The organism is Paenarthrobacter sp. 2TAF44 (assembly GCF_052114885.1).
Taxonomy (GTDB): Bacteria; Actinomycetota; Actinomycetes; order Actinomycetales; family Micrococcaceae; genus Arthrobacter.
Genome location: NZ_JBFRFP010000013.1, coordinates 37,088 through 49,890, shown reverse-complemented (window position 1 = coordinate 49,890; position 12,803 = coordinate 37,088). Strand labels below are relative to the sequence as shown.

At 62.6% G+C, this 12,803-nt stretch carries 13 protein-coding genes; 1 reads left to right on the top strand and 12 read right to left on the bottom strand.

Annotated elements, in window-relative coordinates:
• Positions 1-26: 26 nt before the first annotated feature.
• The 10 genes from rpoZ to pyrR form a co-directional block, all read right to left on the bottom strand.
• Positions 27-287: a DNA-directed RNA polymerase subunit omega gene (gene rpoZ, locus AB4Z15_RS13995; protein ID WP_017197559.1), complete on the bottom strand. Its 261-nt coding sequence runs from the start codon at positions 285-287 to the stop codon at positions 27-29.
• A 41-nt stretch (positions 288-328) separates the two neighbouring features.
• Complete coding sequence (gene gmk / locus AB4Z15_RS13990) at positions 329-901, bottom strand: guanylate kinase (protein ID WP_442017748.1); 573 nt, start codon at positions 899-901, stop codon at positions 329-331.
• A 21-nt stretch (positions 902-922) separates the two neighbouring features.
• Positions 923-1,249 (bottom strand): integration host factor, actinobacterial type, encoded by a 327-nt coding sequence (gene mihF, locus AB4Z15_RS13985; RefSeq protein ID WP_223933000.1) that lies wholly within the window; start codon positions 1,247-1,249, stop codon positions 923-925.
• A 99-nt stretch (positions 1,250-1,348) separates the two neighbouring features.
• Complete coding sequence (gene pyrF / locus AB4Z15_RS13980) at positions 1,349-2,233, bottom strand: orotidine-5'-phosphate decarboxylase (RefSeq protein WP_442017747.1); 885 nt, start codon at positions 2,231-2,233, stop codon at positions 1,349-1,351.
• Positions 2,226-5,534, bottom strand: a complete 3,309-nt coding sequence (gene carB / locus AB4Z15_RS13975) for a carbamoyl-phosphate synthase large subunit (RefSeq protein WP_442017746.1) — start codon at positions 5,532-5,534, stop codon at positions 2,226-2,228. The genes pyrF and carB overlap by 8 nt, the downstream gene beginning before the upstream one ends.
• Complete coding sequence (carA, locus tag AB4Z15_RS13970) at positions 5,534-6,784, bottom strand: glutamine-hydrolyzing carbamoyl-phosphate synthase small subunit (protein WP_442017745.1); 1,251 nt, start codon at positions 6,782-6,784, stop codon at positions 5,534-5,536. Before carA ends, carB begins: the two co-directional genes overlap by 1 nt.
• Positions 6,765-7,286: a PH-like domain-containing protein gene (locus tag AB4Z15_RS13965; protein ID WP_442017744.1), complete on the bottom strand. Its 522-nt coding sequence runs from the start codon at positions 7,284-7,286 to the stop codon at positions 6,765-6,767. Before AB4Z15_RS13965 ends, carA begins: the two co-directional genes overlap by 20 nt.
• A complete protein-coding gene (locus tag AB4Z15_RS13960) occupies positions 7,286-8,641 on the bottom strand; it encodes a dihydroorotase (RefSeq protein ID WP_442017743.1) in 1,356 nt (451 codons plus the stop codon). Before AB4Z15_RS13960 ends, AB4Z15_RS13965 begins: the two co-directional genes overlap by 1 nt.
• On the bottom strand, positions 8,641-9,669 hold the full coding sequence (locus AB4Z15_RS13955) for an aspartate carbamoyltransferase catalytic subunit (protein ID WP_442005701.1): 1,029 nt from the start codon (positions 9,667-9,669) through the stop codon (positions 8,641-8,643). Before AB4Z15_RS13955 ends, AB4Z15_RS13960 begins: the two co-directional genes overlap by 1 nt.
• Positions 9,666-10,250 (bottom strand): bifunctional pyr operon transcriptional regulator/uracil phosphoribosyltransferase PyrR, encoded by a 585-nt coding sequence (pyrR, locus tag AB4Z15_RS13950; protein ID WP_442017742.1) that lies wholly within the window; start codon positions 10,248-10,250, stop codon positions 9,666-9,668. The genes AB4Z15_RS13955 and pyrR overlap by 4 nt, the downstream gene beginning before the upstream one ends.
• Before the next feature lie 156 nt (positions 10,251-10,406).
• Between pyrR and AB4Z15_RS13945 the strand changes: the two genes are divergently transcribed.
• Complete coding sequence (locus AB4Z15_RS13945) at positions 10,407-11,660, top strand: PrsW family glutamic-type intramembrane protease (RefSeq protein ID WP_442017741.1); 1,254 nt, start codon at positions 10,407-10,409, stop codon at positions 11,658-11,660.
• A gap of 63 nt (positions 11,661-11,723) precedes the next feature.
• On the opposite strand, the gene nusB is transcribed toward AB4Z15_RS13945, so the two are convergent.
• Positions 11,724-12,134: a transcription antitermination factor NusB gene (gene nusB / locus AB4Z15_RS13940; protein ID WP_442017740.1), complete on the bottom strand. Its 411-nt coding sequence runs from the start codon at positions 12,132-12,134 to the stop codon at positions 11,724-11,726.
• Positions 12,134-12,697: an elongation factor P gene (gene efp / locus AB4Z15_RS13935; protein WP_011774957.1), complete on the bottom strand. Its 564-nt coding sequence runs from the start codon at positions 12,695-12,697 to the stop codon at positions 12,134-12,136. The genes nusB and efp overlap by 1 nt, the downstream gene beginning before the upstream one ends.
• Positions 12,698-12,803: the final 106 nt, after the last annotated feature.

Sequence of the window (12,803 nt, the reverse complement as noted above, 5' to 3'; positions counted from 1 at the left end):
TGACCTCCGTCAACAGGCAGTCTGTTTTATTCTGCGGGCTCGATCGGCGTGGAAACCAGGAGGCCTTCGTTGATCTCGCGGAGGGCGATCGACAGTGACTTCTCGTTCAGCTTGGTGTCTACCAAGGGACCGACGTACTCGAAGAGGCCCTCGTGCAGCTGGGCGTAGTAGGCGTTGATCTGGCGGGCACGCTTGGCGCCGAAGATCACCAGGCCGTACTTGGAATCGGCAGCCTCAAGCAGCGAATCGATCGGCGGGTTGATGATGCCTTCAAGGTTCGTGGACACGAAATCTCCAAATTCTAGCGGGCCGACAAGTGCAAGCGCTTTTAGCGCTCGTGCGGGGTTAGCCCCATGAGTGAAACAAGCTCGTCCGCTGCCCGGCGAACGTCGTCATTAATGACGGTGTGGTCAAACTCCGGTTCAGCAGCAAGTTCCAGTTTAGCGGTTTCCAGCCTGCGCTGCTGTTCCTCGGCAGTTTCGGTGCCGCGACCCACAAGCCGGCGCACCATTTCTTCCCAGCTGGGCGGTGCCAGGAAGACGAACTTGGCATCCGGCACAGCCGCTTTTACCTGGCGTGCGCCCTGAAGATCGATCTCGAGCAGTACCGATTTTCCCTCCGCAATGGCAGCATTCACGGTACTCCGGAGCGTGCCGTACCGGTTCTGGCCGTGGACCACGGCCCACTCCAGGAGTTCGCCATCGGCTACCAGCGAGTCAAACTCTTCGGCGGACTTGAAGAAGTAGTGAACCCCATCCTTCTCCCCTGGACGCGCGGCGCGGGTGGTGGCGGAGACGGAAAGCCAGACCTCTGGATAGTTGTCCCTGATGTAGGTGGATACGGTTCCCTTGCCAACAGCAGTTGGGCCTGCGAGGACAGTCAGTCCAGGTTTCTTGCTCACGGATTCCTTCGGGGAGATGCGTCAAACGCTTTGCTGGGTATCCATAAAATCTACCAGCGCGCGGGCCTGGTGAATTCCCAATCCCCTGATGCGCCGGGATCCGGCGATGCCTATGTCCGCCATGATCCCGGCCGCACGTACAGGTCCTATGCCTGGGAGCGCCTCCAGCAACTCCACCACGCGCATGCGCGCAATGGCTTCATCCGTGGTGCCTGAAGAGATCAGCTCAGCAATGCTTACTTCACCGCGTTTGAGCCGTTCTTTGGCTGCGGCCCGCACAGCGCGCGCCTTTGCAGCCTTATCCAAAGCATCGGAACGCTCCTGCGGTGTCAGCTCTTTCAGACCCACGGCCAAACCCCTGTCAGATCGGATTTGTGATTCACGTCACGCGAAACTGATCCTGAACCTACCGGCAGGCGGCGGGTTGCGCAATGAGGCGCCAGCGAATCATTCCGCCCGCAGGCCGTCGAGCGTTTCCTGGGTAGCTGCCCGCAAGGCAGCCCTCGTTGGACCGGCGGCAAGGATGCCCCGGCTCGACGTAGCCAGCACTGTGGGATAGGCGGCGCCGAAGGTCGAGCGGAGATCCGCGGGCGTAGCACCCTGCGCCCCCAAGCCGGGCGCCAGGATCGCTCCACGGACCGGGCCGAGATCGATGTCCAGATCTTCGAGTGCAGAACCAATGGTTGCGCCCACAACAAGTCCCACTGAACCCAGGACACCCGCGTACCGCTGGTTCTCGGCTGCGGCCGCATTGACGATCCCCCGGGCGACGGAGTTGCTTCCGCCAACGTGCTGGACAGACTTTCCCTCCGGATTGGATGTCAATGCGAGCACAAACACTCCCCTGCCATTTTGCGCAGCAAGGTCCAGGGCCGGACGCAAGGATTCGAAGCCCAAGTAGGGACTCAGGGTCACTGAGTCCGCAGCCAGGGCTGAACCGTCACGCAACCAAGCATCTGCGTAGGCAGCCATGGTGGACCCGATATCACCGCGCTTGGCGTCGGCGATGCTCAGCACATCCGCCTCGGCAGCTGCGGCCAGGGTCCGCTCCAGGACAGCCATGCCCGCCGAGCCGTGGCGTTCGTACAATGCCACTTGCGGCTTCACCGCGGCAGCGAGGGAAGCCACGGCCTCCACAACGCTGAGCGAGAAGCGCTCCAGCCCGGCGACGTCGTCGTTCAGTCCCCAGTCAGCCAGAAGCTGGGGATGAGGATCGATTCCGACGCACAGCGGACCGCGGCTGGCCATTGCGGCAGCCAGCCGGGAGCCAAATGACTCCCGGTCCGGCTGCTGCGCGTCCTGGGCCTCGTGCCCAACAACAGAGTCAGGCATTGACGGCGGCCTGTGATGCGCTCAGGTTGGCTGCGTGCTCCTGCAGGCTGGTGACCGACCACTCGTAGGTGCGAAGTGCCTCAATTGCCTGCACGGCTGCGTTGAACTCAGCCACAGTGGTGATGCAGGGAATGCCGATGGAGGTAGCCGCTGCCCGGAGCTCGTAGCCATCGCTGCGGGCTTCCCCACCGGACGGGGTGTTGAACACCATGTCGATCTCGCCGGCAATGACGAGGTCTGCGATAGTGCCTTCACCTTCGGCGCTGCTGCCCTCGGCCACCTTGCGGACCGGAGTCGCCTGGATGCCGTTGCGGCGCAGGACGTCAGCCGTGCCACCCGTGGAGACGATCTCGAAGCCAAGGTCCGAGAGGCGCTTGACGCCCATGATCACCGAGCGCTTGTCGCGGTTGGCTACGGAAACGAAGATCTTGCCTTCGGTGGGCAGCGCGTTGTTTGCGGCGGCCTGGCTCTTGGCGAATGCGGTATCGAAGTGCTTGTCGATACCCATGACTTCGCCCGTGGACCGCATTTCGGGCCCGAGCAGGGAGTCGACAACCTTGCCCTCTGGCGTACGGAAGCGGCTGAACGGCAGGACAGCTTCCTTGACGGCGACCGGAGCGTCCAGGGGCAAGGTGGAACCGTCACCGGTTTCCGGCAGCATCTTGTAGGCGCTGCGGAGCTGGTTGATGGTGACACCAGTACCGATCAGTGCGGCAGCCTTGGCCATCTGAACGCCAGTGGCCTTGGAAACGAACGGTACCGTACGCGAAGCACGCGGGTTCGCTTCAAGGACGTACAGGACGTCGGAGGCCAGCGCGAACTGGATGTTGATAAGGCCACGGACGCCCACGCCCTCAGCGATGGCCCGCGTTGCAGTGCGCACGCGCTCGATCACGTTGTTGCCAAGTGTGATCGGAGGAAGGACACAGGCCGAGTCTCCGGAGTGGATACCGGCCTCCTCGATGTGTTCCATGATGCCGCCGAGGTACATGTCGGTGCCGTCGAAGAGGGCATCGACATCGATTTCGACCGCGTCTTCCAGGAAGCGGTCAATCAGCACCGGGTGGTCCGTGGTGATTTCCGTGGCGTTAGCGATGTAGCGGGAGAGGTTTGCCTCATCGTAGACGATCTCCATGCCGCGGCCACCCAGGACATAGGACGGACGGACAAGCACGGGATAACCGATCTCGTCAGCGATCTTCTTGGCATCCTCGAAGGAAACGGCGGTGCCGTTCTTCGGGGAGGTCAGGCCTGCTTCGTCCAGGACGCGGGCGAAGGCGCCCCGGTGCTCTGCGAGGTCAATCGCCTCAGGCGAGGTGCCCAGGATCGGCACACCGGCGTCGGCAAGCTGCTGTGCAAGCTTCAGGGGCGTCTGGCCACCGAGCTGGACGAAGACGCCCATGACGCCACCGGTGCGCTCTTCAGCGGCGATGACCTCGAGGACGTCCTCAAGGGTCAGCGGCTCGAAGTAAAGGCGCGTGGAAACGTCGTAGTCCGTGGAAACGGTCTCGGGGTTGCAGTTGACCATGACGGTCTCGTAGCCGGCCTTGCGCAGCGCCATGGAGGCGTGGACGCAGGAGTAGTCGAACTCGATGCCCTGGCCAATGCGGTTGGGCCCTGAACCAAGGATGATGACGGAGGGCTTGGCGTGCAGGCCTACCTCATCTTCCTCGTCGTAGGACGAGTAGTGGTACGGGGTGTAAGCGGCAAACTCAGCGGCACAGGTGTCCACCGTCTTGTAGACCGGACGGATACCCAAGGCCTGGCGGACGCCGCGGACCACTGCCTCATTGTTGTGCGTCAAGGCACCGATCTGCTCGTCGGAGAAACCATGGCGCTTGGCGTTGCGCAGCATTTCCTCGGTGAGCACGCCAGCCTGGCGGATCTCCTGCGCGGTCTCGTTAAGGAGCTGCAGTTGGTCCAGGAACCAAGGATCGATCTTGGTGGCTTCGAAGAGGTCTTCCACCGTGGCGCCACCCAGGAGCGCGCGCTGCACTTGGTGCAGGCGGTCCGTCGTGGGACGCTTGGCCTTCTCGATGAGCTCGGCAACCTCGTACTCCGGCACGGAGCTGAAGTCCAGCTGCGAGCCCTTTTGCTCCAATGAGCGGAGGGCCTTCTGCAGGGCTTCGGTGAAGTTGCGGCCCATGGCCATGGCTTCGCCAACGGACTTCATGGTGGTGGTCAGCGTGTTGTCGGCTGCCGGGAACTTCTCAAAGGCGAAGCGCGGCACCTTGACCACAACGTAGTCCAACGTCGGTTCAAACGATGCCGGCGTCTTCTGGGTGATGTCATTCGGGATCTCGTCCAGGGTGTAACCGAGCGAGAGCTTCGTTGCGATCTTGGCAATGGCGAAGCCGGTTGCCTTGGATGCAAGGGCGGAGGACCGGGAAACGCGCGGGTTCATCTCGATAACCACTACGCGGCCCGTGGCGGGGTCGATGGCGAACTGAATGTTGCAGCCACCGGTGTCCACGCCGACTTCGCGGATAACGGCGATGGAGACGTCCCGAAGCTTTTGGTACTCGCGGTCCGTGAGGGTCAGCGCCGGAGCAACCGTGATGGAGTCACCGGTGTGGACGCCTACGGGATCGAAGTTTTCGATGGAGCAAACAACAACGACGTTGTCGTTCTTGTCGCGCATCATCTCAAGCTCGTATTCCTTCCAGCCGAGAATGCTCTCTTCGAGCAGGACCTCGGTGGTGGGGCTGTACTGGAGGCCCTGGCCGACGATGCGGCGGAGGTCGTCCTCGTTGTAAGCCAAGCCTGAGCCCAAGCCACCCATCGTGAAGGACGGGCGGACCACCATGGGGTAGCCGAGGTCTTCGGCCGCAGCGAAGGCTTCGTCCATACTGTGAATGATGTGGCTGCGGGCCGACTCGGCGCCACAACGCTCAACGACGCCCTTGAACTTCTCGCGGTCTTCTCCGAGCTCAATGGCAGCAATGTTTGCGCCAATGAGTTCCACGTTGTACTTCTCCAGCACACCGTTCTTGTCCAACGCGATGGCAGTGTTCAGAGCCGTCTGGCCACCCAGGGTGGGCAGGATAGCGTCCGGACGTTCCTTGGCGATGATCTTCTCAACAACCTCGGGCGTGATGGGCTCGACGTAGGTGGCGTCGGCGAACTCGGGGTCCGTCATGATCGTGGCCGGGTTGGAGTTCACGAGGATGACGCGGAGGCCTTCCTCCTTGAGGACGCGGAGAGCCTGGGTACCGGAGTAGTCGAACTCGGCTGCCTGGCCGATGACGATGGGGCCGGAACCGATGACAAGGACGCTCTTGAGATCTGTACGCTTGGGCATTACTTCTTGTCCTCAGTCTTGGATTCGGTGGAGTTGGCGGCGCCCGCCGTGGCCGATTTGGTTTCGGCCATGAGGTCGATAAAGCGGTCGAAGAGGTACGCAGCATCGTGCGGGCCAGCCGCCGCTTCAGGGTGGTACTGGACCGAGAACGCCGGGATGTCCAGGCATGCTAGTCCTTCAACGACGTCGTCATTCAAGGACACGTGGCTGACTTCGACGCGGCCGTAACGCTCTTCCGGGGCGATCGTGGCACCGTTCAGCGGCGCGTCGACGGCGAAGCCGTGGTTCTGCGACGTGATTTCAACCTTGCCGGTGCGGCGGTCCATTACCGGCTGGTTGATGCCGCGGTGGCCGTAGCGGAGCTTGTAGGTTCCAAAGCCGAGGGCACGGCCCAGGATCTGGTTGCCGAAGCAGATGCCGAAGTAGGGCAGTTTCTCGTCCAGCACCGAACGCAGGAGTGAGACCTGGTGGTCTGCGGTGGCAGGGTCACCGGGCCCGTTGGACATGAAGAAGCCGTCCGGATTGACCGCGTAGACCTCCTCCAGGGTGGACGTCGCCGGCAGGACATGCACACGCACGCCGCGCTCCGCGAAGCGGACCGGGGTCATGGCCTTGATGCCGAGGTCGACGGCGGCAATGGAGAACCTGGGCTCGCCTTCCCAGCCGTGGTCCTTGGGTTCCACGACGTAAGCCTCATCAATGGACACCTCTTCAGCCAGCGCCGCGCCTTCCATGGGGGCGCTTGCCAGCACGGCGTTCAGGAGCTCCTTATCCGATGCCTGTGCGGCCTCGCCCGAGAAGATGCCTGCGCGCATGGTCTTGTGCTCGCGGAGGTGCCGGGTGATGGCACGGGTGTCGACGCCCTGGATGCCCACGATGCCTTGCTCCACGAGTTCATCATCGAGACTGCCTTCCGAACGCCAGTTGGAGGGGCGGCGGGCAGCGTCGCGCACAATGTACCCTGCCACCCAGATGCGGCGGGACTCAGCGTCTTCGCTGTTGACGCCCGTGTTGCCGATGTGGGGTGCTGTCTGCACCACGAGCTGGCGGGCATATGAGGGATCGGTGATGGTCTCCTGGTAGCCGGTCATTCCGGTGGCGAAGACGGCCTCACCGAGGGCCGTTCCCTGGGCGCCGTAGCTGCGGCCGCGGAACATGCGGCCGTCTTCCAGCACCAGTACTGCTGCGGAGGGGGTGGGTGTGGTGGCTGCTTTACTGTCCGTCACTTTATTACTTTCCACTATCGGCATCTGCCTGAGGGGCTGCGGAGATCAATTCTTGAATGGCTTCGAGGAGGAGCTCTTTGTCGGCTGCATGCCTGGTCCGGAATCCGGTATCCAGTTCCTTGCCGCCCAGCTTCCAGCTGACGACCAGGAGTCCGTCTTTTTCCACGAACTTCCCGGCCATGCCGGCTGCTTGGCGGCTGTCAGCCACTGCGGCGCGCGGGATGAACACCGGGGCGGCGCCCGAGCGGTCGAACAAGATGCCTTCAGTATGGATGCTCAGTTCCGCATTGGTGCGGAGTCCGAGGCCTTGCACTGCGATCCGGTCCAGCCAGTCACCTGCCGTGGTAGTGGCAACGTACTGGCCCTCCGCTACTACCGTGGCCGGTGTCAGCTGCTGCGGCACCTCGGGGAGGCGTTCGACGTCGGCTTGTCGCCTGAGCCTGTTCCGCCACCCCAGCCAGATCATCATCAGGACGACGATGATCAACGGCACCGTGATGAGCACGGTGAGTGTCTGGTTGCTCATCAGCTACCGCTGACTGCCCCGGCGGCATCCGGGGTTGGGTAGTTTCCGGCGTACCGGTACGGGGTGTTGAGCTTGCCGTTGAGAACCGTTGGGTGGCCCTTGAAGAAGGTTGCCACCACGGATCCGGGCAGCTCTTTGCCCTTGAACGGTGAATTGCGGCCCATGGTGGCCATCTTATGGGGGTCGACCGTCCAACGCGCAGCCGGGTCCACCAGGATGACGTTGGCGGGCTCGCCTTCCTCCAACGGGCGGCCCTGGTCCGCCACGCGGCCGATAACTGCCGGCGTGAAAGAGGTGACCCTGGCGAAGTCGGCCCACGTCATGAGTCGGGTTTCGATCATCGTCTCCTGGACAACAGACAATGCCGTTTCCAGGCCAGTCATGCCCATGGCCGCCTGGGCCCATTCGCATTCCTTGTGCTCGCTGGGGTGCGGGGCGTGGTCCGTGCCGACAACATCGATCGTGCCGTCAGCCAGGCCTTCACGGAGCGCCTGGACGTCCGCATCCGTACGCAGCGGCGGGTTGACCTTGTACACGGGATCGTAGCTGCGGACCAGTTCGTCGGTGAGGAGCAGGTGGTGGGGCGTGACCTCGGCCGTGACGTTGATCCCGCGGGCCTTGGCCCAGCGGACAATTTCGACAGATCCAGCGGTGGAGACGTGGCAAACGTGGAGGCGGGAACCCACATGCTGCGTGAGCAGGACGTCGCGGGCAATGATGCTTTCCTCTGCCACGGCCGGCCAACCCGCAAGACCCAGCACCGCCGAGACGGCGCCTTCATTCATCTGTGCCCCGGCGGTAAGGCGGGGTTCCTGCGCGTGCTGGGCCACCACGCCGTCGAACGCTTTGACGTACTCCAACGCTCGGCGCATCAGCACGGGATCGTGCACACAAATGCCGTCGTCGGAGAACATCCGCACCTGGGCGCGGGAATCCGCCATCGCACCGAGCTCCGCAAGTTGCTCACCGGCCAGGCCCACCGTGACAGCGCCAACGGGACGCACGTCCACCCAACCGGATGCCCGGCCGAGGCTGTGGACCTGTTCGACGACGCCCGCCGTGTCAGCAACGGGGTTGCTGTTGGCCATGGCGTGGACGGCGGTGAAGCCACCAAGGGCTGCGGCACGAGTGCCGGTTTCGACTGTTTCTGCATCTTCGCGGCCGGGTTCGCGCAGGTGCGTGTGGACGTCAACCATGCCGGGGAGGGCAACCAGGCCCGTTGCGTCGATCACTGTGGCGTCGTCGTCGTGGAGATCCTTGCCGCGGGCGGCGATGATGCCATCCCGGATTAACAGATCTTCAGCTTCGCCGCCGAGAATGGCGGCCCCGCGGATCAGGTACGTGTTCTCGGCCATCAGTTGCTCTCCTTGGTGGGCTGGCTTACAGCGTGGGTGGTGGCTGCCGTTGCAGCGGTTGCTTCGCGGGAATCCCCGGAGAGCAGCAGGTAAAGGGCGGCCATGCGTACTGAAACACCGTTCCGCACCTGTGCAAGCACTGTTGAGCGGGGCGAATCGGCGGCGGCCGAGGAAATTTCCAGGCCACGGTTCATGGGGCCGGGATGCATGATGATGGTGTCTTTCATGCCAAGGTCATCCAGTGCCCGAAGCCGGGCGTCGTCGAAGCCCCAGCGCCGTGAGTACTCACGGGTGGACGGGAAGAACGAGGCATGCATGCGCTCACCCTGGACTCGCAGCATCATCATCGCGTCGACGCCCGCTTCCAGCGTTTCGTCCAGGTTGTAGCTGACCTTGCAAGGCCAGTGCTCGACGCCGATCGGCAGCAGTGTGGGTGGCGCAACCAACGTGACCTCGGCACCGAGCGTGCGAAGCAACCAGACGTTGGACCGGGCCACGCGTGAATGCAGGACATCTCCGACGATCGCCACACGCATGCCGCGAAGGTCCGCCCCTGTGGACTTCGTCCCGTTGAGCTGGGACCAGTGGCGGCGCATCGTGAACGCATCCAACAGCGCCTGCGTGGGGTGTTCGTGGGTGCCATCGCCTGCGTTGATCACTGCGGCGTCGATCCAGTCCGTGGCAGCAAGCCGGTGCGGAGCGCCCGAAGCCCAGTGGCGGATGACAACCGCATCGGCGCCCATGGCGGCCAGCGTCTGCGCAGTGTCTTTCAGGGACTCACCCTTGGACACGGAAGAGCCCTTGGCGGCGAAGTTGATGACATCGGCCGAAAGCCGCTTGGCTGCGGCTTCGAAGGAAATCCGGGTCCGGGTGGAGTCCTCGAAGAAGAGGTTGACTACCGTGCGGCCACGGAGTGCGGGGAGCTTTTTGACCTCGCGGTCCCCCACGGCCGACATTTCCTCGGCGGTGTCCAGGACCCGGATGGCGTCGAAAGCGCTGAGGTTCTCAGTGGAGAGGAGGTGCTTCATTTGCCGGCCTCGATTACTACTTCGTTGACCGGAACGCCGTCTACGGAGTCGATTTCCTGAAGGTGGACGCGGACTTTTTCCGCGGAGGAAGTGGGCAGGTTCTTGCCTACGTGGTCCGCGCGGATGGGAAGCTCACGGTGACCCCTGTCCACCAGGACTGCCAGGCGGACAATCCTGGGACGGCCAAGGTCCACCAGGGCATCCAGCGCTGCCCTGATGGTGCGGCCGGAATACAGGACGTCGTCGATGAGGACAACAACTTTGTTGTCGATGCCAGACAGTGGCAAGCGTGTGTGGTGGGGAGGCCTGGTGGGCTGGTGTGAAAGGTCGTCACGGAACATGGTGACGTCGAGTTGGCCGACGATCGTTTCCGCGTTGACACTGGGGTCAGCGGCAGCGATCTTGTTGGCGAGCCGCACGGCCAAGGGATAACCGCGGCTGGGAATGCCCAGGAGAACCAGATCTTGGGAGCCCTTGTTGGCTTCGAGGATCTCATGGGCGATACGAGTCAGCGCGCGATCGATGTCCGCTTGGTTGAGGACAACCCGCGACGGAACCTGCGCTGAAGTGACTTCAGTCATTTGCTCGTCTCCCCTTTCCCCGCCTCACGGGACGGAATTAAAAAAGGAATATTTGCCTTCCAAAACTACCACAGCGGGAAGTGGCCGCCTCACCGGGCGACGGACGAGGCGGTGAGTTAAAGCTCACAGTCAAGGCTGTGGAATAGGCTCTAGGCCATGAGCAGCAACCATCCTGGGCACCCCGGCGGACACCAACCCTACCCGCGGCCCTACCTGGAACCGGCAGCCAATCCAACGTGGATCGGGCGGGTACAGCCCGGAAACTACCAACCAGCCCCCGGGAACCCCGGCGACCTTCCCCAGCAGACCTGGGCGGCTCCACCGGCATCCCGGGGACGCCGGTCGCCGGGCACACTCCCCCTGCTCCTGGCGGGCGCCATATTAGTCCTCGGCAGCCTTCTCCTGGTGGTTCCGTTCCTGCTGGGCAATACAGGAATCGCCGGCTTCGTGATCGGGTTCATCGCCTCCCTGATCCCTTTGTCGGTAGTGCTGCTGACCGTGCGGCTCATTGACCGTTGGGAGCCGGAACCGAAAAGGCTGCTCTGGTTCGCTTTCACGTGGGGAGCCGCAGTTTCGATTGCCGGAACCCTGTTAATCCAGCCCCTCTTCGCCTTGGCAGCTCCTACCACCAGCGAAGAAGCATTCACATACTTCATGGCCACGGTCCAGGCTCCCATCGTGGAGGAATTCACCAAGTCGCTAGGCCTGTTGCTTCTCATCCTTGGTGCCCGGAAGTACTTCGATGGCCCCGTGGATGGTGTCGTCTTTGCTTTTACCATCGCCGCCGGCTTCGCTTTCACGGAGAACATCCTCTACTTCGGCCGTGAGATCGCGTCATCATCGGAGCCCGGCACGGACCTTGTCCGCATCTTCATCCTGCGTGGGGTAATGTCACCCTTCGCACATGCCATTTTCACGGGAACAACCGGCCTCGTCATGGGATTCGCCGCCCGGAGGTGGCATTCCGGCTATGCAGTCCTGGCCTTCGTCATCGGCCTCCTGCCGGCCATGTTCCTGCACAACAGGTGGAACAGCATGGGCCAGGACTTCCTGCTGGACTACTTCGTGGTGCAGGTGCCAATCTTCCTGATCGCGGCCCTCGGCATCATTTTCCTGCGCATTGCCGAAGGCAAACTCACGCGCCAGCGGCTCCTCGAATATGCCAGGGCCGGATGGTTTACGCCTGCCGAAGTTGAAATGCTGGCAACATCCCAAGGAAGACGACATGCCCTTCGGTGGGCGGCCTCCAGTGGTCGCGCCGCACAGATGCGCGCATTCATCAAGGGTGCCACGGCCTTGGCGTTCACGCGCCAACGCATCCTCAGCGGCCGCGATGTGCTCCTTCATCAGCAGGATGAACTTGACCATCTTCGTGCGATTCCAGCGCTTCGGGCGGCTGTGCTGCACTAGGAGCTTGAGCACGCTTAAAGAGAAGGACCCGCATCCTGAATGGATGCGGGTCCGGCGGTGCACTTAGGCGAGAAGCGACGGCTTGAGCTTCTGGAGCCGGCCAAGCAAGCCGTTGATGAAGGCCGGTGATTCGTCCGTGGACATCGTCTTGGCGAGGGCCACAGCTTCGCTGACAGCCACTCCGTCCGGGACTTCGTCGTTGTAGAGGAGTTCCCAAGCGCCAATGCGGAGGATGATGCGGTCTACCGAAGGCATCCGCTCCAGTGTCCAGCCCTGGGCATAGGTCTGCAGGAACTCATCGATGGTTGGCTGCATGGCGACGACACCCTCAACGATTTCCATCGTGTAAGGATTGATGACGAGATCCGTCTTCTCCCGACGCGCCTTGAGCGCGTCAAAAGCCGAAACGGAGCGCTGCTCCGCCTCGAAAAGTACTTCAAGTGCCCTGCTACGGGCTTTACCGCGTGCGCTCACTAGTCGTTGACCCGGCCCAGGTAGCTGCCGTCGCGGGTATCAACCTTGACTTTGGTACCCTGCTCCACGAACAGCGGAACCTGGATTTCGTAGCCGGTTTCCACGGTCGCAGGCTTGGTGCCTGCCGAGGAGCGGTCGCCCTGGAGGCCGGGCTCGGTGTAGGTGATTTCGAGAACGACGCTCGGCGGCAACTCGATGTACAGCGGCGTGCCTTCGTGGATGGCGATGTTCACCATCTGGTTCTCAAGCATGAAGTTTGTGGCGTCGCCGACCGTGGCACCGGAAACGGTGATTTGGTCGTAGTCCTGGGTGTCCATGAAGACGAAGTCTTCGCCATCCTGGTACAGGTACTGGTAGTCACGGCGGTCAACCGTAGCGGTCTCGATCTTCAGTCCGGCGTTGAAGGTCTTGTCAACCACCTTGCCGGACATGACATTGCGCATCTTGGTGCGAACGAAAGCGCCACCCTTGCCCGGCTTGACGTGCTGGAACTCAATGATGTTCCAGAGCTGGCCCTCGAGCTTCAGTACGGTTCCGTTCTTGATGTCGTTTGTGGTTGCCACTCGTGTCCTCTGGTTTCTCTCACTGGTTCTAGCTACGGTTTCTAGCTTCCAGCCGGGTATGCCAGCCAGCACGCCAAAAGGCGTGCCAGCGCGTATTTATCAAAAA